Raw genomic sequence first — 26,568 nt, 5'->3', positions numbered from 1 at the left:
AACAACTGGAGCGACTGCAGCGACTGCAATATTCCGTAAATGACTATCGCGAACTAGTCATCGATACTGATGACGTTGTTTATTGTGATCCGCCTTACGTTAACACCGGAGTGGACTATGGCGGGTGGGATCCAGACGCCTTCTACGCCTGGCTTGCCGCGTGTCCAGCCAAGCAAATCTATATAAGCGAATATAAGAAGCTACCTCATACCGAGGTGGCTTTTAATTTGGGAAATAAACGCAACAACATGACGGGCGTTGGAATACGACGGGAGGAATTGTTGCTGAAGTACGTGGGGTAAGGCTCCAGCATACACACGTCACAGCAATGTTTGAGGATGATGAAGATGCCAAGAGTAAGACGCTGTAGACAACCAGGATGCCATGCCATGGTTAACTTCCCATATGAGTTAGGTTAGAATTAGTCGAGAGTTCTGGCAGCAGTCGCTAGGACTCTTTTTTGTTACATACGAATATTTTTTTGCTGCTAAGTGTGTATTCAATGTGTATAATATGATTATCGATAATAAAGAGGTGAGTAGTATGCCGATGAAGCCACGACAGATGGTTAAACTGTTGAAAGAACATGGCTTTATCGAGAAATCGCAGAATGGATCATCACATTTAAAACTCTACAACACCCAAAGCAATATTACTGTCATGGTACCGATTCATGCTAAGGAACTTGGAAAAGGGTTGGAGCGCGCGATTTTGAGAGAAGCAAATATAGAGAAACCATAGCGTTTCTTTATTGCGGCCAAAATGAGTGATCGTTTTGGTATACTCTCAAATACTAACCTGATTTTTTCTCCCTGAAGTATGAAACTGACAAAGAAAACACAAAGGAGATCGACTCTATGAAGAAGGATATGGTAATTTACCCTGCTATTTTTAGCGAAGATGGGGACTATATTTTTGTTCGAGTCCCTGACCTAAAAGGCGGGTTTACGCAAGGAAACAATACCTTGGACGCCGTTGCTATGACTGAAGATTTGATTGGTAACTTATTAGAAGACCAATCGGACTATCCTAAACCATCAAATCCGGAAGATATTAAACTAGAAGATGGAGAATCTTTGGTTTATATCTCAGTTGACTTAGCAGAATTTCGTATTAAGTATTCGCGAACCGTTCGCAAAAATGTGACTATTCCAGAGTATTTAAATGTAATTGCTAAGGAACGAAAAATTAATGTTTCCCAGGTATTAACTGAAGCGTTAAGAACAAAATTGGAAGTATAGTTTCAAACGTATAACGTCCTTCGGGGCGTTTTTATTTTGCCCAAAATTAGGAGGTGGCCGGCATGGACCAGATGGTAAATACAAAATTTGGCCTGGTCAGCCGCACAGAAGCGCGTTGCTTGGGCGACTTGGAACGTCAGCTTAAAGATGGACGGTGGCAACGTAAAAAGCCACAGCGACCACATAAGCCGCGTATTACAGTGTGGAGAAAAAACAGGGTAACAAGCGTGAAAAAATAAAAGAAGACCAGATTTGGGTCTTCTTAAAAATAATAATTTATTTATCGTCTTTATCTAACTTTTCCTTTACGTCATCAACCGTATCTTTAACAGCATCTTTGGCATCTGACAGTTTATCTTTAGCCTTACCTAGAATACCTTGACCCTTACCTTCAGCTTCACGGGCCTTGTCGTTCGTAACCTTGCCTTCAACTTCTTTAGCTTTTCCACTTACCTTATCTTTGGTGCTATCAATCTTGTCATCTAGACTCATAATATAACCTCCCATAATGTATTTGTTACAACAGTATTATTCCACATTTTAATTTGCTTGTCTAATAAGGAGATCCTGCAAGAGATAGTGTAAATGACACTTATAAATTTAAATTTTCAGATTTTGAATCAAGCGTCACTCGCAAAAGAGTGGTGCTTTTTCTGTTGAAGAAAGATTGGGAAAGGATGCCCAAAAGGTAAAAGCATTATCAGATGGAGACCAATAGTAATTACAAAACAACACGGATGTGGGGAGGTGGTGAGCACGGTTGTCAAGACTAAGAAATCCAGACCGGGACAAGGCTAAATCGATTTGGCTGGAATCCGGAAAACAGGAGCCGCTTAAAGATATTGCCGCAGAGCTGGGTGTGTCCGCTTCGACGGTCCGTAAGTGGAAATCGACGGACCATTGGGACGAGAACGCGAAAAGGAGCGCTCCGATTCAAACGGAGCGTTACGATTCACTCCACGAGAATCATAATGCAGTTGGTAACCATGGTGGGGCGCCGCCGCACAATCATAATGCGGTCACTCATGGCCTGTTCGCTAAGTGGCTTCCTGATGAAGCCAGCGACATTTTGCAGGTTGTCGAGCAACAATCGCCGGCCGATATCATCTGGCAAAACATCACGCTGCAGTACACGGCAATTATCAGGGCACAGCAAATTATGTTTGTGCAGGATCAGTCTGATATGAGTAATGAAGTGTCTAGCATTGGAAAGGTTGAGTCCTATGATGTGCAGTACGCCTGGGATAAGCAGGCCACCTTTATGGCGGCACAGTCCCGGGCAATGGGTACGCTAGGAAATCTGATTAAGCAGTTCGTAGCGATTGCTGATGAAAACGACATTCGCCGCAAACGTATTGCGCTGATGGAGGCCCAGGTTGATAAGGCCAAAGCAGAGGTTGCTCAGCTTAAAAAGGATAACGCTAAGACGGACAATGTACACCCAATTGTTATTAGCGCTACCAGAGTCAGCGATGATGAACAGGTTGAAGTAGATGATAATACCGAAATGTAGGAGGTGGTTGTGACAATGGAGAAGATACCAACGGTAAATGAATTAGTTGGGGAGGGCTACGGACATTTCTGGAACGATAGGCACTTTTACCGTGTCGTGAAAAGGTTCACGTGGCTCTAAGAAGTCTAAAACGACTGCACTCAACTTTATCAGCCGCATCATGCAGTACCCCTGGGCTAACTTGCTTGTGATTCGGCGTTACAGCAACACGAACCGGCAATCGACTTACACGGACCTTTGCTGGGCTATTCACCGATTACAGGCGGATGGTCTTTTTAAATGCAATTCTGGATTGCCTGAAATTACGTATATGCCGACGGGGCAGAAAATCCTATTTCGCGGAATGGATGATCCGTTGAAAATCACATCCATATCAGTGCCAAAAGGGAACCTATGTTTCGTCTGGATTGAAGAAGCTTACGAGATTGAGAACGCCGATAAGTTCGAAACTGTGATGGAATCCATTCGTGGTACTAATCCTGATCCAGAATTTTTTAAGCAGGTAACGTTGACGTTCAACCCTTGGTCAGATCGCTCGTGGCTCAAGAAGAAGTTCTGGGACGAAGAGACCCGTTACAAGGACGTGTTTGCTCAAACCACGACTTTTAGATGCAACGAATGGCTGGGTGAGGACGATAAGCAGCGGTACCTTGACCTGTACCGGACTAACCCTCGACGAGCTAAGATCGTTTGTGATGGCGATTGGGGCGTTGCTGAGGGACTTGTATTTGAAAACTGGGTTGTTGAAGACTTTGATGTCAACAAGGTAGTAGCTGAGTCGGATGGCGTAGGTCACGGGATGGACTTTGGTTTCACTCATGACCCCACGACCTTTGCTGAAGCTGCTATTAATCGCGAGACCAAGGATATCTGGATTTTTAAAGAGTTGTATCAGAAGGCCATGACGACACAGGATATCTTCGATTGGTTGGACGATAACCACTATCTGAAATCAGACATTGGCGCTGACTGCGCTGAACCCCGTTTGATTGATGAGTTACAGGCTAAAGGCGTGCGGCGTATGCATGCGTCGATTAAAGGCCCTGATTCAATCGACTATGGAATCAACTTCTTGCAGGGCTATCGAATCCATATCCTGCCTAGTTGTGTGCATGCGATTGAAGAGTTTAACACGTACGTTTTTGACCGTGATAAGGACGGAAACTGGCTGAATAAGCCAGTCGACGCCAACAACCATTTTATTGATGCACTCAGATACGGACTAGAAAAGTACATTATTCAATACGAATCACTAGAGAAGCGCTTCGGCGTTGTATAAGTAAGGAGGTGAGTGAATGAGCAAAGACATTGTAGGACTTGATGGTAACCCATTGATTATGGACTTTATGCAGACCAAGCAGGCACCAACGGCAGGAACACGACACCCAGACCCCTTCCGCATGCAGCGACCGGGGATGGGACACCATTTGGACGACTACGAGTTGGAGCAACTGTATCGGGGGAATTCGATGGCCCGAAACATTGTGGACATTCCCGCTGAGGATATGACCCGTAATGGCTGGCATATCAAGATGGACGATAATACCCTAGCAGCTAAGTATGAGGCGCGATTAAATGAACTGAATGCTCAGAAGCGATTCAAGGACCTTTACCGATACTCACGGCTTTACCGAGCGGGGTACATTGCTATCAGTACGACCGAGAGCTGGAATTATGGTCTTGAGGACCCTTTGAACCCGGACAGACTGTTGCGAATCCCATTTCTTACGGCATTTAGCTCTAAGAAGGTCAACGAGACCAAGTTCGATGATGACGTCTTCTCACCAACTTACGGTCAAGCTCTAAGTTATCAGATCAACAACGGAACCGCTGACGTGCAAGGGTCAAATTATTATGGGGTACAGCAGGTAGATAAGTCACGTTTGCTTCGCCAACAAGAACTGCGGTTCGAAGATGAAACGGAAGGTGTCTCGCTATTGGAGACCATTTACGACATCTTAATGACGATGGATACAGGGCTCTACTCGGTCGGTGAGATTCTTTACGACTACGTTTTCAAAGTCTTCAAGTCCCCATCGGTTGACGACACGAGTCCCGACAAGCTGTTGCAGGTTGGGGCGGCAGCTTCGTCCAAGTTTAGAACTGAGTCCACCGCGTTGATTAGTGACAAGGACGAATTGACCAAAGAATCAACCAACGTCGGCGGCATTGACAGCCTACTTGATTTCTTGTGGGAATACCTTAGCGGCGCTGCCCGCATGCCTAAGTCGGTTCTTAAAGGCCAAGAGGCCGGGACACTGACTGGGGCACAGTATGATGTGATGAACTACTATAGCCGCATTGCTTCGGACCAAGAGAACAAGATGAGACCCCAGCTGGAATACCTACTCAAATTGCTCATGCGGGCAAGTGATGAGTGTGGCGGCCCGCTGGACCCCGACACAGTTAACTGGTCCATCGAATTTAACCCGCTGTGGTCGGTTGATTCGCAAACCGATTCGCAGATTCGCTTAGCAAACGCTCAGGCCGACCAGATTTACATCCAGAATGGCGTGCAAGGGCCCAATGAGGTCCGAGAGGCGCGCTTTGGGTCAGGTGGCATGGACCCAGACGGCTCAGTTGACATGGACAGTATGAGTGATGACGAGCGCCGGGCGGTAGTTGAAGCTTATCGCAAAGAACATGGCGGTGATTAGTCATGAGAGTGCCACACACGCGTTATCCACTAAGAATTGAGAAATCATACGCACATACTGTCGGTAAGGCTGTAGGCCAAGTTGAGAGCACTACACTACTGTTGCTTAAGTCAGAGGTCAAGCCGGTAATTGACCGGGGAACCGTTAACGACTCACTTTACAACGACGACATGATCGACTGGGTTGAGTCTTTAATCGAACGGCTAAAAGAATTGATCCTCGGTTCGTTCACCGATACCGACGCCCAGCAAATGGTTGAGCGGTTTATGTCGGCTATCAGTACTAGCAATCGTGCCAACGTGTCGTCACAGATTCAATCTCACGAGCTAGTGAAACATTCGACATTGCTTTCTACTGGTAAGCCGGTAGTCTTGGCTATTAACCCGGTCGCAGGAGATGCACAGCTCGATGGTTACATTAAAGGCAAGATTGCCGAAAATGTCAGTTACATCAAGGGTATCCGCGATGATTATGCGACGAAGATTGAGCAAATTATCTACCGCGGTGTTACCAAGGGACAATCATACGGCGAGATGGCGGAGGCAATTCGTCACCAAGGCAAGATGAGCCGAAATCGCGCCGCTTTCATTGCCCGGGACCAGTCCGGGACCATCTACAGTCAGATGACCCGTACTAGGCACCAAGCAGCTGGAATTAACCACTTTCAATGGCGTGGAATGATGGACGAGCGTGAACGTGCCAGTCATGTGGCACGTGAAGGCATTATCTACAACTACGACACGGCTGACTTGCTACCCGGAGAAGATTATGGGTGCCGTTGTACTGGTGATCCAGTTTTTGATGACGAATTAGATGACTCAGAAGAATAACGAAACGAAGGGAGGTGAAAGTATGGCAGATACAAATTCATCTAGTGCCGCAAGTACGTCAAGCTCTGCAGCACCTAGCTCTAAAACTGTTACTAGCATGTATGCTTCGAGTACGACACCAGCAGCACCAGCAACTAAGCCTAAGGGTACGGCCAAGACCGTGACCTTAAAAGAAGGCGACAAGCTATGGCGGGTTGCCACTGATGCTGGTATTTCACTGGACACACTTGTACAAATTAATGGCTTGAAGGACTATTCGGTTAAGCCCGGTAAGGTTCTGCAATTGCCATAGGAGGTGATTGCATGAAATTTTATGATCGTGCTGAGCTTGGCAAGTATGTTGAGACGCCTGAAGGCTATTTACACGGCGAGTTTCCGATTACGCGTCCCGGAGTTTTTCCGTATATGCGTAATGGTGGAAGTGTCTCCCAAGTGGCAAAGCTTCCGGACGAGGTATTTTCTAAGGAAACCATCGAATCTGCGAATAACAAGCCACTGACCAATGACCACCCAAACGTGGGTGTTGATGTGCGGAACTTCAAGGCATTATCTGTAGGGATGACCGATAGTGACGCCCACGTTGAAGACAATAAGCTGGTAGTTGGGGCAACCATTACGGACCCAGACATGATTGCTCAGGTTAAATCGGGCAAGCGGGAACTTTCGATTGGCTTCAATGCCGATGTTCCCACGGAGTCCGGGGAGTATGGCGGATCCCAGTATGACGCCGCTCAGCGCAACATCAAGATTAATCACATTGCTATCGTAGATAGAGGCCGCGCAGGTCATGGGATTTCAATTCATGACAGTGCGGCTTTTGTTATGGGCGATAACAACACGAATACAGGAGGAAAACACATGGCTAATTTGATTATCGACAGCCAACAATTCGAAGTGGACCAGCATGTTGCAGATGCCCACGACGACTTAAAGAAGCAAGTGGCTGCTAAAGAGGCTGAACTTGCAAAGCTAAAGAAGCAACTGAACGGGGCGAATGACGAAGCGGCAAGCTCTAAGAAGGAAGCCGACTCACTCAAGGGCGAACGGGATGCCTTGAAGACTCAGCTTAAGGATGCTCAAGATAAGCAACTTGATCAAGACGCCTTAGACAAGCGTATTGATGCGCGGCTTGCATTACAGACTAGTGCGGCCCGTTTCGTCGGTGATGGCTTCGACTTCAAGGGAAAGACTGACCGGGAAGTTAAGGTGGCTGCCATCAAAACAACCAATGATTCGTTTGATGAAAAGGATAAGTCCGACGACTACATTAATGCTTTTTACGATTCTGCGGTTTCCTTGGCAGATAAGAAAGGGTTCACTCACACGTTGGGTGGCCAAGGCGGGAATCAAAACGAAACTGACTCGGTAGATAAGCTCAAAGGCGACCGAGCCAACGCCTACAAGTAAAGGAGGGATAACTCATGGGATTAATTCCACGACCACAAATGTACATGGACCCCAACATTGGGTTGGGCAAGATTGCCGACATTCGGCACACAGAAGTTGACTCAGCAGTCGCTGCTGGGGTAGTCGCTGCCGGAGCTGCCGTTCAAATGAGCTCAGGGGCTGTTACGACCGTTAGTGACGGTAAGTTCTATGGCGTTGCAGTAGCCAAGGACTACGTCGATAACTTGGATGATTCTCCGCAAACGTCTAAGTACAAGGCTAAGCAGATGGTTCCTGTTTTGCGTAAGGGGACCATCAATGTTGCCATCACGGCCGATGTTACGGAAGGCCAGCCAGCTGCTGTTGACGGGACGACTGGGAACTTCAAGCCGGCTGCAGATGCTGACACGATTGTGGGGACGTTCAAGACAGCGGGTAAGTTTGTTGCCAACGACGCCACTGCGGGCTCAACGGCACAACTTCAAATTAACTTGCCATAAGGAGGCGACAGTAGATGCCACAAGAATTAGCAATGATTGAAAATCGCGACTTAATCGCGATGGAAAAAACGGTGCTTAAGGCACCACAAGAAGAATTGATTGGTCGGTCACTGTTTCCAACCATTCCTGGGGTAAATCCCGGGGCAGAGACCTACGGGTACAGCCTAATGACCCGGCACGGTGCTGCCAAGGTTATTGCCAACGGGGCCGATGACTTGCCGATGGTCGACGAAGACGTTAAGCGAGCTTATCAGCCAATCTACACTATTGCCGCTGGTATTCACTTCACGTATCAGGAAGTATTTGCCGCTCAAATGGCCGGACAACCGCTTCAAACGGATAAAGCTGAAACGGTCCGCCGGGCAATCTCCGAAAAGGAAAATGACATCATCTTCAACGGGGAATCAAAGGTTGGTATCACTGGTCTGACAAACCTTGAAGGTATTCAGGCAATGAACGCCGACAAGAAGTTTTCAGAGTCGACCGGGGCAGAGATGCAAGAGACCTTACGTAAGGCTAAGTCCTTAATTACTGTAATTCCGGGGTTCAATCAAGCGCGGTTGAAGCTAGTTTTAGCACCAGCCCAATATGAATCTTTGAACTCACGTTACAGTGACTACGACTCCCGGACTATTCTGGAAGTCATCAAGGCCGCCGGCTGGTTTAATTCCATCGAAACAACCTCTGCTTTAGTTGGTAAGGGGTTGGATAACTCAGAATGTGCGATGATCTTTGATTCCACTTCACAAACCGGTGGTTTCTTGCTCCCTCGTGACGTTACGCAGTTCCCACAAGAAGCGCACTATCCTAACACGATTGTGCCTTACGATGAACGGACCGGTGGCCTGGTAATCAAGACGCCGTACGCCATCGTTAAGTTGTCAGGAATCTAAGGAGGACGCCATGTTAGTTAAAAATAAGGGTAAATTCATTCATAATGTTGGTGGGGTGCAACTGGTCCCCGGTTCTAACCAACTCACCAAGAAGCAATCCGAAGCATTCAACGCGGCTATCAAGTCGAACAAGCTGAATGCTTTTTTAATTGAAAAGGGCACCTTATCTGCTGTTGAAGGTAAAGGTGGCAAGGACGTGCAAAGCGTTACTGACATGACCCTTGACCAAGCGCTGCCTGAAATTGCTGACACCGTATCGGTTGAGACACTGACCAAGTGGTTAGCCGATGAACAACGCGGTGCCGGTCGTAAAAAGATGGTGGACACGTTGAAGGCTCGGATTGCTGAATTAAAGACCCCAGAAGATGAATAGAGGTGGTCTAAGTGGATGAAGCGGATAAGAGCACCATCCAGAACGTTCGGCTGATTCGGTCGGATTTATCGAAGGTCAGTGACGATACTATTCAACTCGCAATTGATGACGCTTGGACCGAGGTTCAGAGCCGTGGCTTCCCCGCACAGTATCAGGAGCAGGCATGTCGCTATCTAGCAGCAAGCCTAATCAGTCGTGAGGATGATCGTGTTTCCCTGAAACAAGTTGGGGATTTGAAGAAGCAATATTTCAAGGGTGTCAACGATTGGGCAGACCGGTACAACTACTTGTTGAGTCAGTTCGGTGACGGCGGTTCCCTTAGAATTGTGGTGATTTGATGGAAGATTTCGACAGAATTCCAGACGTTGAGCGGGAGATGGCGGAGCTGAATCATCTTCAACTACAAGTTGGGATATTTGGGGAGGATGGGTCGTTTATGCAAATGATTGCGTCCGCTAACGAATATGGCGCTGATATTGAACCGAAAAACGGCAAATGGTTGACGATTCCCACCGAGAATGCGCCAAAGGGAGCCAAGGCCCGGGACATTGAGGGCCTTTTTCGACCTAAGGATAAAAATATTCTTGTTGTCAGTGATGGTAAGGGCGGACTTATCCCGATGTTCTATCTGGCAAAGAAAGTTCATATCCCAGAGCGTTCCTTCATTCGGTCTACCTTTGACGAAAATGTTGATGATTGGGTTGAGTATCTTGTTGATCAAGTTATCGAGCTGGGGATGGGTGATAGCGGTATTACAGCTAGAAAAATCATGGAATCTTTAGGTAATCGCATTCAACGGAGTATCGTGCAAAAAATACGCTCCATTGAATCACCTGCCAATTCTCCCATAACTATTGCTCGTAAAGGTTCTAACTCACCACTGGAAGATACAGGTCATCTTATTGATGCTGTGAGATATAAGGTGGTGAACGTTTGATGTATGAAGAATTTGCCGACATGCTAGTGGAATTTGGAATCCCACTGCTAGTGTATCTACCTGCCAATGGTGAGGGTGGTCACTTAGAGCATGGAACTTGGGTTAAGGACTCTGAGACGCCACCAGTTGAGGTCAGTGAGCCACTGGTGGTGCCATCCAAGACATCACTGTACAGCATGGAGGTTCAGCATAACGCGGGTGGGGAGACGCAATCTTACGATGCTGTTTGGTATTCAACGATGGAGGCCGCTAAGGGAACAGTCGTTGAAAATAAGCGGACCGGTCGAAAATACGTTGTTGACCACGAGCGGGATTATACGGATTACTCTGACGTACACGAGTATGACCTGAAGGGGGTAAGTAACCATGACTGACGGTTCTTTTGAGTATGGAGAACTAGCCGACGTTCTAATAGACGAAGTTAAGTCTTTAGTGGGATGCGACCTAGTTGAGCAGGACTTCTCTGGCCCACAACGCGCTTACCCTTTCTTCACTTATAAGATCACTACGCCTTACATCAAGGACATGGAGCAAATGAATAACGGCGAGATGTTCGATTTGACGGTCTCAATGACTTGCTGTAGTGACAACAGCATTAAGGCTCAAGACCTCGCTATGAAGCTCTTCAAGAATCTCAAATCTGATGCCGTGCGTCGCAAATTTCGAACAGATCACGATATCGTCATTGCCGATGTTGATTCTTTCGACAACCGAAGCGTTTTTCAGTCCGTCAATTATGAACGGCGCGTTGGGTTTGATTTACACCTTCGAGTAGTGGATGGCTTCCATGAAGATATTCCAACCATCGATAAGATTAACTTAGACAATACAAATTAAGGAGGTAGCTAAATGACTGTAGCTACGAAGATTGGTGACATCATCGTTACGATTGATGTCAACCACCCGGTAATCCCTGTTGGTTTAGGGGTTCCGGGACTTTTTATTAAGGGTGATACCCAAAAGGACCAAGTGTATTCAAGCTTGGATGCCTTAGCAGCTGACTACGCGGAAGGCACTGACATCTATAAGGTGGCATCAGCATACTACGCACAACCGAATGCAGGGACTACGATTGAAGTGATCACCTACACAGCGTCCACGACTGATGCTGACACGAAGGCAACGACTGGCGGGATTTCTGCGGCCGCTGCGGCGTACTTCTTTAGCGCTTGGCATTTTGCCGTTGTTATTGGTGACAGTGATGCAGATCAGCTGGAACTGAGCAACTACATCGAAGAACAGAACTTTAAGTTCTTAGTTGCGGAGTTCCCCACGCCGGATGCAGCGAAGGCTTACACCAATAAGCGGACCATTAACCTAATTCATAAGGCCACGACGGATAACTTTCCGGTGGCCTTTTTAGGTCGAGTAGCTAACCAAACGGTCGGCTCTGTGACGTGGAAAGGTAAGGGCGATTTAGTGGGCGTTGAGGTCGATGACTTGTCCTACCCCGAGTATGCAGCAATTGAGGCGGCTCATGGTATTTGCTATGTAGTCAAGGGGAAAAAGGCCGTTAGCTCTAACGGCTGGACAGCTTCCGGAGACTGGATCGATGTTCTGCATGGTAGTGATTGGGTCAAGGTCAATATTGAGTCAGCGCTCCAAGACTTGTTGAACACGCAAGATAAGATCACTTTCGATGATCTTGGATTTGCTCAACTCCAAGCAGTTGTTGAGAAAGTTCTCTCTACGGCCTATGCCAACGGGATTATTGCTTACAATGCCACAACTAAGGCAGCGGACTATTCAGTTACGGCTGATAAGTATGCCGACCTGTCTGTTGAGGACATCAAGAACCGTCAATACAACGGGATTCACTGGTCTTACACGCCTGCGGATGCTGTGCATGGCATGAAGGTCGGCGGTACTCTCGATTTTCCATACTAAAGGGGTGATAAATAATGGCTAAATGGAATTACGATGCAACTGATGTCAAGGTCATTGCTGATAGTGAACCCATGTACGGATATCAACCCGGAGACATGGTCTCAGGCCAACGAGCCAACAACTCTGAAGATTATGACGTTGATGCTCAAGGCTGGGGTGTTTTTAGTACAAACAATGACATTCATGGAACTATCACGATTAACCTGTCTGCTGGCTCACCAGCAAACCTTAAGTTGATGGCTCTCGCTAATGCTCATAAAGAATTTACATTGAGTGTTACGACGCCACACGAACGGGTTTACTCGAATCAGGCCAAGATCCAAAAGGTGCCATCATTTGGTGCGGGGACCAAGACCGGCGTTAAAGCATGGGTAATCTTGTGCATTGACTACAACGATGAAATGAGCGAATAAAACTAGACGCTTAGGGTTCGACTCCCTGAGCGTTTTTTGTACCAAAAATTTATTGTAAAGGATGATTACAAATGACTGAAGCAAAGAAAACTGTATCACAAGACACTAAGGCGACTAATGATGTTGCGAAGGCACGGCAGAAACGTGACGAAGTAGAACGGATGCCACTTAAGCGGATGGGTAAGACCGAAACCATCACGGTTGATGATTACGATGGCCCCAAAGACTACACGTTCTTTTTCCCTGGCTTAAAGAAGGCACACAACATCGTTGACTTTGCACGCATGGGAAATGGAGTCATTGATAACACCACATACAATGAAAGCTTGATGAATACGGTAATCGTGGACCCCAAGACGAATTGGGATTACTGGGATGAACATGACGGCTATGGTGAGGTCATGGAAAAAGCTGATCAGTTTCTTGGCAAATGGTTGCAAAAGTAATCGAAAAGGAATGCAATTGGAGCTTGCCTATCGGAATAATCGGCAGTATGAGTGGCCGGTTGAGATGGGGATTGCTACGCGCGAAGATGTTGAGTTGGCGACCTTTGATGAACTAGAAATGTTTAACTATCAAGCTGACAAAAAATTTGAATTGATGCAAGGGATAGACCCAGAAGAATAGTGAGGTGAAAAAGCATGGCAATCAAGCATACGACAATCGATATCGATTGGAAAGTGGATGATAGTGGGCTACGGTCTGCGGAAGGTAGCGTCAAAACGCTAGAAACAGCAACGAAGTCGGCAACGACAGCAAGTGCCAGTTTCTCAGCCAGTCAACGAACTTCAGCAGCGGCACAGCGAGAGTCTACGTCAGCTGCCAAGTCTTATACTGAGGCCCAACGCAATTCTGGACGACAGGATCGAGAGTCTGCGCAAGATAGGGCCAAGCTGAAAGAGCAGGTCAAGGAATACGATACGGCTCTTAAATCCTCTCAACGTACTATTGAGCTAACCAAAAAGGCTGATGCTTCCTATACGGAGATGCTGAAGGCCCAAGGTCATGCACACGCTGCCAACAGTGACCATATTCGGTCACTGCGTGGCACATACGCGAGTCTGCAGACTCAGTACGGCAAAGAGGTAACTCAGCTTCAGCGTGTAAAGACAGCTAGTGGCTCAACTTCAGAGGCCTATCAGGCACAGCGAAAGCGTGTTAATGATCTAGGCCTACAGATGGCTAAGACTTCTAACGAACTCAACGGATTCAATCGAGCCCAGAAGTCCATGAAGACGGTGTCTGAGTCTGCTAACCGTGTTTATGATAAGACCAAGGCATTAAGCCTAGGTGTTGGCGCCGCGTTTGTCTATGGCGCTAAGAAGGCCATTGAGCTTCAGCATGAGTACAAGGTCACCAATAACTTGCTGACGACTGGTGGTGAGAGTGCCAGAACTTCACTGAAGGCCACTAAGCAAATGCAGGCTGACGGCGCTAAATATTCTATTCAGTACGGTAAATCCCAGAAGTCAATTGCTGAGGGGTACCAGGAACTAACCAAGCGTGGTTACACCTCTGAGCAGTCTCTTGGTTCTATGAAGTCCATGCTAAAGGCATCTGTAGCTTCTGGGGACAGTTTCTCAGACGTTGTACATGATTCAACAGCAGCCTTAGAGTCCTTCGGAATGCGGGCTAACTCTACTGCTGGCATGATCAAGAACACTAAGACAGTTACTAATCAAATGGCATACGCCGCTGATTTGACGGCTACGGACTTCCATTCGATGGGGATCGCTCTTAGTTATGCTGGTGTCAGTGCTAAGCAAGCCGGATTGAGTCTGTCCGAAACTTCCAGTGCAATCGGTATTTTATCTAATAATGGTCTCGAAGCTGATAAAGCCGGGACTGGGTTACGTAAGACACTGACCAGTCTACAGTCACCTTCAAAAGCAGCACAAGGTGCGCTTGATAAATTAGGACTTTCAACCAAAGATTTCACCAAGAAAAATGGTGATATGAAGTCTATGGCTGACACTTTTGGCCTAATTCAAAAGCATAGTGCCAAACTAGGAGCAACGGAAAAAGCTTCCGTATTTCATAATCTGTTTGGGGCAACAGGGCAACAAGCCGGGGCCATTTTAGCCGAGAATGCTGATCAGCTTGGCAAGTTAAACGAGAAGGTCAAGGAGTCAGCTAAGAATGACTATACCGGCAAGCTGTCTGCAAAGAACATGCGGTCTGCTCAAAACCAGATTAACAAGTTCAAACAGGCAGCATCGAGTTTAGCTATCACTTTTGCACAAACGGTACTCCCGTCGATTACTAAACTGGCAATCGGTATGGGAGGATTGCTAGAGAAATTCGGCAAACTCGATAAGTCACAAAAGACCATGCTGACGTGGACTGCCATCACGGTGGCGGCGCTGGCACCAGCGGCAAAGGTCGTTAGTGTCATCACGACGCTGGGGAGCGCTGCCATCAAGACGGCTAAACTTATTAAAGGCTTAGCCGTTTCCCAAGATGCATTAGCGGCGTCATCAACGGCATTAGCAGAATCTGAGGGAGCGGCAAGTACTGCCACCTCTGGGGCCTCTGCTGGTGGAGGCTTACTTTCTAAGGGGAAGGGTCTAGTTGGCGGGTTAGCCAAGGCTAGTCTTTTAACCGCTGGTGTCACACTCATTGCGGACCACTTACCTTCAGCTATCGCCGGGCAGTCGAAAGGCATGTCCGAAGCGGCTAAGGGTAAAGGCATCAGTTCAAACGCTAAGAACCAGTTCCTTGGCGGCATTGGGACTGATGAATGGATTGGTAACAAGGTTGGAGCAGCTTGGAATTTTCTAACGGGGAAAGATGTTCCTTCCGGAAAGTCTAGTGGCAGCTCGCATGAGTCTTCTGGAAAAGAATCTAAGAAGGACAATCCCTTCGACTCTTTGCCAAAGGATGCACGAACCGCCACCCAGACAGCGACTCAGCTGGTCAGTTCGGCAAATAAGGACTGGGCCAATGCTGCAGCTGATTTTTCCCTAAAGCAGACCAAAAAGATTAAGGCGGACGAGTCTTCACTGCTTACGTCTAATAGCGCTAAGTACAATAAGGCATACTCAGCATTATCGGGATATGTCGATAAGTCGACTTCTAAATCAACTAAGGCCGCAAGCTTTTTGGAAAAGATTGGTGCAACTAGTGCTGGTTCAGCACAAAAGGCACTTAATTCACAAAAGTCATACAATCAAAAGCACTTGGCGGCTGTCAAAGCCGACTATACGGCGATTGAACGTGATGAGCGTACCGGTGGTAAGAACAGGGTTGCACTGGTTCGGAAGCTGAATGCAGATATTCTCAAGCTAACCGATAAAGGAAATCAGAAGCAACAATCCCTACTAAGAAGTCTAAACTCTCGGACAATCAAGCTAACAACCAAACAATATAACTCAGTAATCAGACAATCGGCCAAGTCCTATCGTCTGACGAAGTCTAACGCAAAAAAAGCTTATACTGCGCAAGTTTCTTCAGCAAAGGACCGTTATGATCAAACTCTAAAGTCAGCCAAGCAGCTTTATGGTGTCCACTCTGCCGAATATAAGCGAATCAAGGGCTACGCTCAAAAGCAGTACGACAAAACCACTAGTGCGGCACATGATCAGTACAAGAAAACGGTGCACTGGGCAGGAAAGCAACGCGATGCCGTAGTTCAAGCAGCTGCTGATGCCGCAGGTGGTATCAACGGGATTATGGGCGTTATGTCCAATAATCTTGAAACTATGCTTAATCAAAACTCATCTGCTACTGGTGCTAAACACCAGAAACCAGTATCTAATACGAAGTCCATCAAGAATAACTACAATCCCGGAAACAAGTTAGCCAAGGCAGCTGGGAAAACTTATATGGGTAGCGGGATTACAGTCAATCAGGGACTTCCTGGAAAAGCTACTGGTGGTGCCATCCGTAAGACTGGTATGGCAATGGTTGGAGAAAACGGCTCCGAAGTCTTGCAACGCGGTAAGAAATTCAGTGTTGTGGGGGCCCGAGGTGCACAGCTTCTGCAGGTGCGGTCAGGTGATCGTATCTACAGTCACGCGGACGTTGCTAAGATGTCGCGAGGTTCCTTTGGGCAACGACTCCCTAACTTTGCTGCTGGCACGACCCAGTTAACCAGCTTTGCAGCCGGTAGTGGGTCCACTATGCCGGGACTGAGCAAGAAGACCTCTAAGGACTCAATTTCGGAATCTAAAAAGATGTCGAAATCAGTCACCAAGAACTATGGTGACATGTCTAAGAAGTCTGCTTCATCGCTGAAACGGCTCAACAAGAAGAATGCCTCGTTGTGGCATGATACTCGCACTGATGCGGAATCTGAGACCACGAAACTGCATAAGCAGGCGGTCAAGAAGTTTGACGACGTCAAAGATGATACGGTTGCCTCACTGAAGTCAATGCACAAGCAGTTTAACAGCGTCACAACGGACCTAGTTAGCGATTTTGGGTCCATTTTTGGCAAGTTAAAAGGCCAAGCCCATGACGGAATGGCCGGTGCAATTTCATCAATGAATTCGGGTATCAGTAGCATTGATACCACATTGGCACAGTTTGGTGGGAACAAGTCTGTTTTGAAGCCAATTCACTATGCAACTGGGTCTAAGGGTCCAATCGCTAGTGATCAATTGGCTGTCCTTAACGACGCAACGAGTGGCCCTCGACAAGAACTAGTGGCCCGTGGCAGTCAACTTTTGAAGCCTATTGGTAAGGATGTCATTACGCCCCTGAAAAAGGGTGATGAAGTCTTCAACGGATCACAGGTTGAGAAGGCCAAACCATACTTGCCACACTTCAAGAAAGGTACTGGTGCGTCTGATGATAAGCTGATTAGTCTGGCTACTAAGAATCATAAGAACCCAGATGCTGCTTGGAAACGTGACTTTGATGACAAGACGATTAAACCTAAAGGGTCCGACCTGCAACGTGGGTTGACCACTACAGCCAAGGGCGCAACAGATTCTGTCGGTCCTAATTGGTACAAGGCTGGTTGGAACGTCATCAATGATGCTATAAATGGTGGCAGCGGGGCCGGCGGTAACTGGGCGCACTCACCAGGTTCTGGGTGGAGCACAGGTGGCAATGGCCAGAAATTTGGTGACAGTCGTGACGGCGGTAGCCATGATGGCGTAGATTTTGGCGCAGCGTTGGGAACTCCATTTCATGCTATGCATGGTGGGGTTGTAACACGTGCTGGAAATCCTGTTTGGGCCCCCGGGGCTTTAGGTAAGGTCATTACCGTTAAGAGTGATGACGGTTATCAGGAAATCTACCAAGAATTTGGTGGAATGAGAAATATCAAAGTTTCCGTTGGTGACAAAGTCAAAACGGGGCAAACACTAGGTACTCTTGGACCATTAAATGGTGCTGGTAGCGGAGCTCATTTGCACGTCGGTGTCTCTCACGGGTCTTTGTGGGACCATGGGGGGACTTCAACCCGCGGCTGGTACGATGTCACCAAGATGCATGGCAAGAGTTCTGGTGTGGAGAAGAGTAAGCCTAAGGATACTGGCGTTGAAAAACTCTTCAAGCAAGAGATTGGCAAGTCAGCGTTGTCCTGGATTTCTAAACGTTTGCACGTCGATGATGACTCAGGATCAGGTGGAACAAGTGCGGCTCCTTCTGGGAGCCATAAACATTGGTTAGAACAGGCTGGCATTCCGGCAAGCCAATTTGCTGCTTACAACTCAATTATTACACCAGAGTCTGGATGGAACCCGACAATCCATAATCCAAGCAGTTCTGCCTACGGTATTCCTCAAGCCCTACCTGGTTCAAAGATGGCATCTGCGGGGTCTGATTGGAAGACCAATCCAATTACTCAATTGAAGTGGATGAAGAGCTACGTTAATGGCCGATACGGAGGCATTGATAAGGCATTAGCATTCAGAAAAGTACATGGTTGGTATGCCAAGGGTGGTCGTCCGAAGGTTGGTGAGTGGTCAATTGTTGGTGAGAAGGGGCCAGAACTCTTCAAGCCAGACTCAGCTGGGACCATTTATCCACACGAGAAATCGAAGCAGATTGCGAACCAATCAATCCCTTCAAATTCACGACACAGTAGTAAATCCAAGATTGATTTTCACCCAACGATCAATGTCAATATCACTGGTGATGCTGGTGGAAATGTCACGAAGCAACAAGTTATGAAGTGGGTTAAGGAAGCGATGGGCGAAAGCTTTGAACAGCTACAAGACCTGTTAGGAGGAGCATAATGGTAAAACCTGTATACAAGCGAACTCGGGATGGGACTTCCGAGTTTTTTGGTGCATACATGCACGAGTACGGAAAAAATAAGATGTCTCAACGAATCGGGATTCATGCCAAGACTGAGGATGATGATTCTGCTTCAGAAGTAACTCAGTATGCTATTGAAAAAGGCGAGCCCATCACTGATCATTCGCGGCCAACAAGTAAGACAATCACCCTTTCAATCTTGATTCAAGAGGACACGATGGCTAAGGCCAACAAAGTCTGGACCAAATTAAATAAATGGCGGTTTGATGGTACTCAGGTGGTCTTTAAGGGTGCTGTCGTTTACTACAAGCATCTTCAAATCGAAGACTTGACCCGACATGGTGAGAAGTATGCCTCAACCATTGAAGCTACTATGATTCTGAAGTTTGTACATTTCGCGAAGACTTCCCGAATCAAGAAAAAGGGGAAGAAAAACAACGGTAAGAAGAAACGCACCGGTAGCACCAAATCCAAAAAGGCCAAGAGAACTTATCGCAAGACCAAGGCCGGTGATACCTATTGGGGATTCCATCAAAGTTTTGGAACCTCGATTGCAACGTTACGCAAGTGGAATAAGTATCCGGATAGGAGGATTCCGATTGGTGTCCGGGTTCGAGTTAAGTGAGGTGAATGGTGGTGTCACAGCGTGACTATATTCCGGTAGATGTTGATGACCTACCGGAAATCTTTGAAATTGAATTAGCGGATATCACCTTCAACTTTGGGATTGCTTACAACGTTGTTGGTGATTTTTTTACGGTCGATTTATACGACGAGGACCTCAATCCCATCATTTTGGGAGAGAAATTGGTACTCAATCATCGACTATGGGCCTATGTCAATGATGACCGACTACCAGCGGTCGACCTTGTGCCGATGGACGAATCTGGACAATCTACAGCCGTCAATGCTGAAACCTTTGGACGAACCGTCTTCTTGATGATTGATGATATTGACCCAACAGATGATCTTAGTAGCGATGACTATGTTGGAATTGGCGAAGATGGAGGTGATGATGATGGCAGCTAAGTATCAAGTGGATCGGCGAGTCAAGTTGGTTCTGGATACAGGTAAGGAAAAAGTGACGCTTGAAAATCTCAACCGGCTGAATCACTTACTAGAGATTCAGTTTAGTGTGCTATTTTCTAGTGAGCCCACACCAGATGTTGCGACAGTGACCATCATGAACCTATCTAAGAAGACACGGGCTCTTTTTAAAAAAGGAAAGCACGTCACACTTTACGCAGGATATAAAGGTGATGTTGGGGTTCTGACGGAGGGTAACATCAACAAAATTCTGCCTCTGCTATGGTCCGGGGTTGACTCGCAGTTCAGTTTTACCTTCATTCAGGGTGCCGACTACTCAAAAAAGAAAGATGTTTCAATTACCTTTAAGCGACAGTCGGACGCTGAACAAGTTATCAAGTCGATTGCCAAAAAGTCAGGTATTCCGCTGAAATCCATCAAGTTACAAATTCCAAAGAAATTTAAAAAGGGCTATACAGCTGATGGTCAGCCGTTGGAACTGATTGAGTCTGTCGCTAAGAAGTGTGGTTCTGTTCTCCGAATTGTGCGTGGAAAATACTGTGTAGTCTATGACACCAGTTCCAGTGACTTGCAGAAAATCGTACGGACACGGCGTACTGCAGTCCGGTCGGCTCATAACTCCTATCTGACCAAGTTGAAACAGCAGGGGACGGCAGCCAAGTATCGGTCGTCTACAAAAGCAACAATCTCTAAGGACCGGGAACTTTACAAGAAGAATCTGACAGCGGCTCAGGGACGGCTGAAGAAGGCTAAGACTAAGAGTGGTAAAGAGGCGGCTAAAAAAGCAATCGCACACTGGCAAAAGCGTATCAGCGAGGTGGGGAGTCTTAAATCTCACAAGAATGCCGTTGAGTCATACACCAAACGGACCAAAGAGGTCAAGGATGCCAAGGATGCATGGATCGACGCTAAAAAGTTGCTGGCTAAGGCTGAAAAAGCTTTACGAAAAGCCGGAGGGGCCAAGAAGAATAGTACAGCAACCAAGCCTGCTGAGTTCTTACTCTCAAACGAAACCGGACTCACTGATGAGCCTGCCTACAGTGAAGATGACGATGGTGAATCTTGGAGCTTTAGTTGTCTACTACAGCATCGAATAACAACAGATGCGGTGATCAAGGTCAAAAGCCGAAATCTGAATCGTACGATGGTCGTAGATAACGGGGAACACACTTATGATGGGTCGTCCTTCCTAACGACGGGGGTGCTTAAGTAATGGCAAACAAAAGACCAGAATTAAAATTTTTTCGTTTCTTTGCACGAAAAGTAAAGCGTGAGACACATGTCCACCTACTTTGCCGAGTAGTTTCGGTAGAATCGGATCATACCTGTACCGTACAACCACAAGACCTTGCGTCTGATGGCGATAAGCGAGGGATGATTCTGAGTGTACGAATTCCTAAGCATGCTCGAGACGATGTGAAAAAGGATGTCAGCGTAAGTGTGGGCTTCTTTGATCGTGACGTTTCAGAAGCCGATGTAGGCGATACTGGAGATATCTCAAACGCTTCGGATCGTCTGCATAGTCTGAATGATGCTTTTATCGAGGCGGTGTTTTAATGGAATTACGAGATTTAAAACAAGATGAGAACGGCGATTTAGTCATCGAAAATGGTGAAATGCAGACGGTTACTGGTAAAGAGGAGTTGGCTCAAGGAATTCGCACCATCATCAGTAATCAGCTGGGGGACGCACCACTAGAACCCGATTTGGGAATGGACTATGAAAATCTTATCGGTGAAGACTTTAATGAAGCCTTTGCCCAAGCTGATTTTGAGGATGCAATTTTGGAGCAGGAACCCCGAGTGGTAGCCATCACAGATACCACTTTTAATTTGGGCCATAAAACGCGAATTTTGTCAGTAAATTTGAAAATGACCGTTGATATGAACCAAACAGGTATTGAAGATGATCAAGAGGAAATAGAACAGGAGGTGACGATTGATGGCGGAAACTGATGCTGAGTACGGACTAACGCCGCAAGGCTATGTAGCGGAGCCAGAGGATGCAATTCAAATTGACCTATTTGAGCTTGCTGGTAGTCTGATGGGTTCTAATATCGGGACGGCTGAAAAGTCTATCTTAGGTAGTTTTATCCGTATCGTGGCTCACCGAATGGCTAAGTACGAGCAAACTATCGGGAACGTTTGGGACTCGTGGTTTTTCGATACCGCAACAGGGATTACCTTAGACAAGGTTGTTGCCTTATTAGGACTAACCCGAAATAAATCACAACCAGCTTACGTGTCTTTATCTTTTACCGGAAAAGCAGGAACAGTGATCGATGCTGATGAGATGTTTGAAACGGAAGATGGACAAACCTTCATACTTGAAGATGCAGTTATTTTGGATGCCGATGGCAACGGCTCTGGCATTGCAGTTTCAATGGATGAGTCAGCTGATGCGAATGTCGCAGCATTTACGATTACTAAGCAGACCATGCCGGTTGAAGAGATCACTTCGGTCACTAATCCGGTGGCAGCGACTGGTGGTATGACTACCGAGGATGATGAGACTTTTAAGAACCGGGTAAAAGTCTTCGAAGAATCATTGTCGGGAGCTACTCGTGACGGAATCAGATCATCAGTGGCTAACGTGGCCGGAGTCGATCAAGTAGAGGTCAACGTCAATGACACTAATGAGGTTGACGAAAATAGTGACCCGCCAAAATCAATTCACGTCTATGCTGCAGGTGGCATCGATGGTGATGTAGCTCAAGCTATTAGCGATACTCTTGCTGGTGGGACTCAGACAGTAGGGTCAACGGTTTGCAAGGTGCTGGACCGTGGCGGGCACCCGCAAGAGATTCGCTTTGACCGTCCAACAGGCGTGCCAATCTTTATGACGGTCACGCTTGATACTGATAGTACCTTATTTGAGACAGATGGAATTGACCAAATTAAAGCCAACATCAAAACGTATCTTAACTCTCTAACGATGGGAGATAAGGTGCGTTTTACTTATCTCTACACTTTGGTTTATGGAGTGGTCGGCGTGACTGATGCGGAGATCAAGATTGGGCGCACAACTGATACTTTAGCAGCGTCCGATATCCAGCTAGAGACCTTTGAGTCAGCAACTTATGCTCCGGGCAATATCGAGGTGGTAACTAATGCAAATTGATCCAACAATTAAGGACTTACCGCCATCTTTTGATCGGTCTACTGGGTCGAACAATTGGAAGATGATGCAGTTGGTCGAACAGCCGATAGGTGCTGGTGAGAAGCGATTGGATATGCTGTTGAAAATGCGGTCACTAGACACTGCTGAGGGCGGATTCCTAGACAGAATAGGTAACCTCATTGGAGTTTATCGAGGACAGATGGATGACGACTTCTATCGGCGAATGATTTACGCCCGTCTTGCGCGACGTCATACCGATGGGACTATCAACCAGATTTATGATGTCGTCTCGGCAATCCTCTCTGCGGACCCACATGAATTCCGGGTACGCCCTCTTTGGAACGTAACTGGTGAACCGATGGCAATTGAGGTCTTGAATGTCCCGGCAATCTATGTTGACTCACAGGAGAAGGAAGCAATGTTGCTTGACCAGGTCCGGGCATCCGTTGCGGCTCCAACCAGAGTAGCTTCGATCCAGTTCCAAACGACAGTCAAAAGTAATCTCTATATGGCCTCTTATACTATGGTTCACCAGACAATTCATACAACAATGAACGTCGCACAGGACCGCCATATCTCGATGCAAGGCGATGCAGGACTAGCTAGTGTCACCAAAATTAGACAAACAATTAAGGCAAAGGAGGGGTAATAGTGGCAAGTAATGACGAACAGAGAAGTGCAACGACTATCCTCACGACTGCCGCCCAGTCAATAGCCGCACGGCTTATCGCCAATGAGACGACGGCAAAATTTACCAAAGCAGAAATCAGCACCACTAATCTTTTTAATCAATCGGTTACCGAGTTACAAGTCCTGACGTCTCTGGATAATGTACAGCAGACAGCTGACATTAATACCGTGACAGTCATCAACAACAATACTGTCAATGTCAATGTTGCAATCGACCAAACCAAAGCACCTAATAATTACCAGATGAATTCAGTTGGGCTTTTCGCAGTTGATGGTGATGGTAAGGAAGTGCTGTACAGTGTCACCGTGCTAAAGGACCCAGTCTATATCCATCAAGATGCAATGGGGTCTGCATTAGGAATTGATCTGGAAACAGTTGTTGGTCAGGCAAGTAACGTCGAAATATCAGTTAACCCAGCTGGCGCCGTTACTAACGAAATCCTAAAAGCAGCATTGGCCGATTACGTCAAAGCTGACGATAGTACGGTTGTGCACACGGCGGATATGCGTAAACCTGCAAATGATGTCGCAGGTATAGAAGAAGTTAATGCCAAGCAAGATAAAATTGGCTACACACCAGCTGATGATAGTAAAGTATTGCACTCGTCAATCATTTCTCAGCCATCTGGGACAGACTTAAATACCATGAAGACTGCTGGATTCTTTCAAGTACCAAATGGTTTGAATACAGCTCCTAACTCTGATAATTGGACAATTTATCAGATTATTCCAATATCACAGTTTAACGGTGTTCAAATTGCTTATAACACTAATAACAGTTGGGTAGCAAGAAGAAACTGGCATTCCGCAGTAGGTATCGTGTTTTCTTCTTGGATTCAATCTTCTGACGATTCCAAAGTCGCTCACCTATCTGGAGCAAACAACTTTAACACCACCCCAACGGTAAACAATAACCCGTTACTACTAGCAAGCAGTTTACCATCAACGCTTGCTGATACTACTAAGTTATCTAACTTTACTGCCGGATTGCAGAGTAATGGTCAAGATGTACTAACAGTGAAGACGCCCGGAGTTCCAAATCTGGCAGTTAAGTACAACGCAACTAGCAAAGCCTTTGACTATACACTGACTGCGCCCGAGAAGGACGGTTTCAGTGACATCATACAGTACAATTTGCTGTGGAGAGATCATAGCGTGGATGACTGGACAACGGTCGTTGTTAAGCCAGATGAATTAAGCGGCCAGCTCACTGGCGTTGGCATTCCGAAGACATATGACTTTAAAGCAGCGGCCCAAAACGCGGTGGGTTCAAGTGGCTATACTGATGTGATTACTTTGGGGACCGCCGTAGTGCCAGGAATCCCGTCACTGACAGTTGAGTACGACGCTGGTAAAAAAGGCTTCGACTACACGGTTGCGGCACCAGAAAGTGATGGTGGCTCTGAAATCACCGGATACAGCCTGGAGTATCAAAAGCAAGGTGGCGCGGACTGGACGAAAGTCGCATTAAATCCTGATAGCCTTACTGGTACGGTTACTGATGGCATTGAAGTCGGAAGCGATTACTTGTTCCGCGTTAATGCTGAAAATGCAGTCGGGTCAAGCAACTACTTTACGATCAGTGACCCAGTACCAGCCGTTGATGGCAATATCTACGGCGTTAGTTGGGATGGCTCCTCATCCGGGGCCTTACAGCGGACCGATGCTGCGGTGGGCCTCAAAGCTGGGATTAATGGCGCTCAGAACGACTTTGATACTCGCGGGCCATGGGGATTGATGGACAAAACCGTCACCGATTCGTATGGTAATGAGTTTGTCCGGGTACCGAAATTCTATATCCGTAAGACTCAAAATAAAACATTAAGCACTTGGCAAGTTTCATTGGTTAAGCAAGGAGATGACTGGTATCTCCCAAACTGCTTCTATGATTTTGACAATAAGAAAGAATTGAACTATGTCGATGTTTCCCGATATGAAGGATTCATTGAAAGCGGCCGTTTAAAGTCGAAATCCGGGGTTAATCCAACGGCCAACTTGGATATTAACCATTTCCGAACTTCAGCAACTGCGCTTAATGTTAATGGTAAGAAGGGCTATCACTTGTGGGACGTGCATACATTAGATGCCTTGCAAGTTCTGTTCACGATTGAATTTGCCACGCTGGATTCCCAGTCAATTATGAAGGGGGTTACTGACAGCGTACTGTCTGGCGCAGAATCTACTGGCGCCGCTGACGGTGTTAAGGGATCATCCGGCAACGTTAACCATATTAATGGCTATGGATCAATGACTTATCGTGGGATTGAGAATCTTTATGGCAACTTAGCAATGTTTACAGACGGGTTGAATATCAACAATCTATCGCTATGTTCATGTGATGACGCAACCAAATATGTATCAGACGTGTTCACAAGCCCCTATTACAAGCTCAATTATTCATTACATTCGATAAATGGAAATATTACTGGTCTTGGATTTGATAAGGAGCACCCTGGAGTAACGGCGCCAACTTCTTCCAATAACGATTCATACAATACTTACTATCATGACGATGGCTACGTTAATGACAGTGGTAACTGTGTGGTCTACACTGGTGGCAGCTGGAGTTGGGACGCCGGCAGCTCCGGTCTTTGGTGCTGGGACGGCCGCTACTCGTCGTCTTACGCGTACTCCAATGTCGGCTCTCGCCTCCTTAAGAAGGCTTTGTAAGGGGGTCTGGGGGATATCTCCCCCAGGTCTTTTGGGATTGTTGATGCAGGCAGCTGGAATTGGAACGCTGGCAACTCCGGTCTTTGGTACTGGAACGGCAACAACTCGTCGACTAACGCGAACTCCAATGTCGGCTCTCGCCTCCATATTAACTGAAACATGGCAAACACAAGTAATGCATCAACGACTCCGTACCGCTTG

General features: G+C 46.9%; 29 protein-coding genes and 2 pseudogenes. 30 read left to right on the top strand and 1 reads right to left on the bottom strand.

Translation table 11 applies throughout. From position 1 onward, the window contains the following. The 4 genes and pseudogenes from V8I28_RS11505 to V8I28_RS11490 form a co-directional block, all read left to right on the top strand. Positions 1-302: pseudogene (locus tag V8I28_RS11505) on the top strand (DNA adenine methylase); the annotation flags it as partial. Positions 303-543: 241 nt separating this feature from the next. Beyond that, on the top strand, positions 544-741 hold the full coding sequence (locus V8I28_RS11500; RefSeq protein ID WP_042750942.1) for a type II toxin-antitoxin system HicA family toxin: 198 nt from the start codon (positions 544-546) through the stop codon (positions 739-741). 116 nt (positions 742-857) lie between these two features. Beyond that, on the top strand, positions 858-1,241 hold the full coding sequence (locus V8I28_RS11495; protein WP_061777551.1) for a type II toxin-antitoxin system HicB family antitoxin: 384 nt from the start codon (positions 858-860) through the stop codon (positions 1,239-1,241). 62 nt (positions 1,242-1,303) lie between these two features. Next, positions 1,304-1,480 carry a hypothetical protein gene (locus V8I28_RS11490; RefSeq protein WP_341780236.1) on the top strand — a complete coding sequence of 59 codons (177 nt, stop codon included), beginning with the start codon at positions 1,304-1,306 and terminating at the stop codon, positions 1,478-1,480. A gap of 37 nt (positions 1,481-1,517) precedes the next feature. Here the strand turns inward: V8I28_RS11490 and V8I28_RS11485 are convergent, their stop codons facing one another. Then, positions 1,518-1,733: a CsbD family protein gene (locus V8I28_RS11485; RefSeq protein WP_035464847.1), complete on the bottom strand. Its 216-nt coding sequence runs from the start codon at positions 1,731-1,733 to the stop codon at positions 1,518-1,520. Between the two features lie 268 nt (positions 1,734-2,001). On the opposite strand from V8I28_RS11485, the gene terS reads away from it, so the two are divergent. The 26 genes and pseudogenes from terS to V8I28_RS11355 all read left to right on the top strand — a co-directional run bounded on the left by terS (position 2,002) and on the right by V8I28_RS11355 (position 26,367). Next, positions 2,002-2,754, top strand: coding sequence for a phage terminase small subunit (gene terS / locus V8I28_RS11480; RefSeq protein WP_341780235.1), 753 nt, complete (start codon positions 2,002-2,004; stop codon positions 2,752-2,754). A gap of 15 nt (positions 2,755-2,769) precedes the next feature. Next, positions 2,770-4,033: pseudogene (locus V8I28_RS11475) on the top strand (PBSX family phage terminase large subunit). A gap of 16 nt (positions 4,034-4,049) precedes the next feature. Further along, positions 4,050-5,411: an anti-CBASS protein Acb1 family protein gene (locus V8I28_RS11470; protein WP_341780234.1), complete on the top strand. Its 1,362-nt coding sequence runs from the start codon at positions 4,050-4,052 to the stop codon at positions 5,409-5,411. Positions 5,412-5,512: 101 nt separating this feature from the next. After that, the gene (locus V8I28_RS11465; RefSeq protein WP_341780233.1) at positions 5,513-6,241 is read left to right on the top strand and encodes a phage head morphogenesis protein; all 729 of its coding nucleotides are present in this window, start codon (positions 5,513-5,515) and stop codon (positions 6,239-6,241) included. A gap of 22 nt (positions 6,242-6,263) precedes the next feature. Next, positions 6,264-6,533 carry a LysM peptidoglycan-binding domain-containing protein gene (locus V8I28_RS11460; RefSeq protein WP_341780232.1) on the top strand — a complete coding sequence of 90 codons (270 nt, stop codon included), beginning with the start codon at positions 6,264-6,266 and terminating at the stop codon, positions 6,531-6,533. An 11-nt stretch (positions 6,534-6,544) separates the two neighbouring features. Continuing rightward, entirely contained in the window at positions 6,545-7,648 is a 1,104-nt protein-coding gene (locus V8I28_RS11455; protein ID WP_341780231.1) for a DUF2213 domain-containing protein, read from the top strand. Positions 7,649-7,662: 14 nt separating this feature from the next. Continuing rightward, complete coding sequence (locus V8I28_RS11450) at positions 7,663-8,127, top strand: structural cement protein Gp24 (RefSeq protein ID WP_341780230.1); 465 nt, start codon at positions 7,663-7,665, stop codon at positions 8,125-8,127. A 14-nt stretch (positions 8,128-8,141) separates the two neighbouring features. Next, positions 8,142-9,020: a DUF2184 domain-containing protein gene (locus V8I28_RS11445; protein ID WP_042254688.1), complete on the top strand. Its 879-nt coding sequence runs from the start codon at positions 8,142-8,144 to the stop codon at positions 9,018-9,020. A gap of 10 nt (positions 9,021-9,030) precedes the next feature. Then, positions 9,031-9,393, top strand: a complete 363-nt coding sequence (locus V8I28_RS11440; RefSeq protein WP_015474101.1) for a hypothetical protein — start codon at positions 9,031-9,033, stop codon at positions 9,391-9,393. A gap of 11 nt (positions 9,394-9,404) precedes the next feature. Further along, positions 9,405-9,731, top strand: a complete 327-nt coding sequence (locus V8I28_RS11435; RefSeq protein ID WP_341780229.1) for a DUF4054 domain-containing protein — start codon at positions 9,405-9,407, stop codon at positions 9,729-9,731. Continuing rightward, positions 9,731-10,330 carry a hypothetical protein gene (locus V8I28_RS11430; RefSeq protein ID WP_260246094.1) on the top strand — a complete coding sequence of 200 codons (600 nt, stop codon included), beginning with the start codon at positions 9,731-9,733 and terminating at the stop codon, positions 10,328-10,330. The genes V8I28_RS11435 and V8I28_RS11430 overlap by 1 nt, the downstream gene beginning before the upstream one ends. Beyond that, positions 10,330-10,704: a hypothetical protein gene (locus tag V8I28_RS11425; protein ID WP_341780228.1), complete on the top strand. Its 375-nt coding sequence runs from the start codon at positions 10,330-10,332 to the stop codon at positions 10,702-10,704. Before V8I28_RS11430 ends, V8I28_RS11425 begins: the two co-directional genes overlap by 1 nt. Beyond that, the gene (locus V8I28_RS11420; protein WP_341780227.1) at positions 10,697-11,167 is read left to right on the top strand and encodes a phage neck terminator protein; all 471 of its coding nucleotides are present in this window, start codon (positions 10,697-10,699) and stop codon (positions 11,165-11,167) included. The genes V8I28_RS11425 and V8I28_RS11420 overlap by 8 nt, the downstream gene beginning before the upstream one ends. Positions 11,168-11,179: 12 nt before the next feature. Then, positions 11,180-12,217 carry a DUF3383 family protein gene (locus V8I28_RS11415; RefSeq protein ID WP_341780226.1) on the top strand — a complete coding sequence of 346 codons (1,038 nt, stop codon included), beginning with the start codon at positions 11,180-11,182 and terminating at the stop codon, positions 12,215-12,217. 14 nt (positions 12,218-12,231) lie between these two features. Next, entirely contained in the window at positions 12,232-12,630 is a 399-nt protein-coding gene (locus V8I28_RS11410) for a hypothetical protein (RefSeq protein ID WP_341780225.1), read from the top strand. A 71-nt stretch (positions 12,631-12,701) separates the two neighbouring features. Then, the gene (locus tag V8I28_RS11405) at positions 12,702-13,076 is read left to right on the top strand and encodes a hypothetical protein (RefSeq protein ID WP_341780224.1); all 375 of its coding nucleotides are present in this window, start codon (positions 12,702-12,704) and stop codon (positions 13,074-13,076) included. A 10-nt stretch (positions 13,077-13,086) separates the two neighbouring features. Beyond that, complete coding sequence (locus V8I28_RS11400; RefSeq protein WP_341780223.1) at positions 13,087-13,257, top strand: hypothetical protein; 171 nt, start codon at positions 13,087-13,089, stop codon at positions 13,255-13,257. Positions 13,258-13,271: 14 nt separating this feature from the next. Next, positions 13,272-18,818 carry a phage tail tape measure protein gene (locus V8I28_RS11395; RefSeq protein ID WP_341780222.1) on the top strand — a complete coding sequence of 1,849 codons (5,547 nt, stop codon included), beginning with the start codon at positions 13,272-13,274 and terminating at the stop codon, positions 18,816-18,818. Continuing rightward, entirely contained in the window at positions 18,818-19,465 is a 648-nt protein-coding gene (locus tag V8I28_RS11390) for a LysM peptidoglycan-binding domain-containing protein (protein ID WP_341780221.1), read from the top strand. Before V8I28_RS11395 ends, V8I28_RS11390 begins: the two co-directional genes overlap by 1 nt. A gap of 11 nt (positions 19,466-19,476) precedes the next feature. Continuing rightward, complete coding sequence (locus V8I28_RS11385; RefSeq protein ID WP_445928210.1) at positions 19,477-19,869, top strand: phage baseplate plug family protein; 393 nt, start codon at positions 19,477-19,479, stop codon at positions 19,867-19,869. Continuing rightward, positions 19,859-21,100: a hypothetical protein gene (locus tag V8I28_RS11380; RefSeq protein ID WP_341780219.1), complete on the top strand. Its 1,242-nt coding sequence runs from the start codon at positions 19,859-19,861 to the stop codon at positions 21,098-21,100. The genes V8I28_RS11385 and V8I28_RS11380 overlap by 11 nt, the downstream gene beginning before the upstream one ends. Further along, entirely contained in the window at positions 21,100-21,444 is a 345-nt protein-coding gene (locus V8I28_RS11375) for a hypothetical protein (RefSeq protein WP_043022744.1), read from the top strand. The genes V8I28_RS11380 and V8I28_RS11375 overlap by 1 nt, the downstream gene beginning before the upstream one ends. Beyond that, the gene (locus V8I28_RS11370; RefSeq protein WP_341780218.1) at positions 21,444-21,842 is read left to right on the top strand and encodes a hypothetical protein; all 399 of its coding nucleotides are present in this window, start codon (positions 21,444-21,446) and stop codon (positions 21,840-21,842) included. The genes V8I28_RS11375 and V8I28_RS11370 overlap by 1 nt, the downstream gene beginning before the upstream one ends. Further along, entirely contained in the window at positions 21,829-23,007 is a 1,179-nt protein-coding gene (locus tag V8I28_RS11365; RefSeq protein ID WP_341780217.1) for a baseplate J/gp47 family protein, read from the top strand. Before V8I28_RS11370 ends, V8I28_RS11365 begins: the two co-directional genes overlap by 14 nt. Further along, positions 22,997-23,656 (top strand): hypothetical protein, encoded by a 660-nt coding sequence (locus V8I28_RS11360; protein WP_341780216.1) that lies wholly within the window; start codon positions 22,997-22,999, stop codon positions 23,654-23,656. The genes V8I28_RS11365 and V8I28_RS11360 overlap by 11 nt, the downstream gene beginning before the upstream one ends. A gap of 2 nt (positions 23,657-23,658) precedes the next feature. Next, the gene (locus V8I28_RS11355) at positions 23,659-26,367 is read left to right on the top strand and encodes a fibronectin type III domain-containing protein (protein ID WP_341780215.1); all 2,709 of its coding nucleotides are present in this window, start codon (positions 23,659-23,661) and stop codon (positions 26,365-26,367) included. Positions 26,368-26,568: the final 201 nt, after the last annotated feature.

The sequence above is a fragment of the Levilactobacillus sp. HBUAS70063 genome (genome assembly GCF_038374745.1).
Lineage (GTDB): Bacteria > Bacillota > Bacilli > Lactobacillales > Lactobacillaceae > Levilactobacillus.
This window is presented reverse-complemented; position numbering and strand designations above follow the sequence as displayed.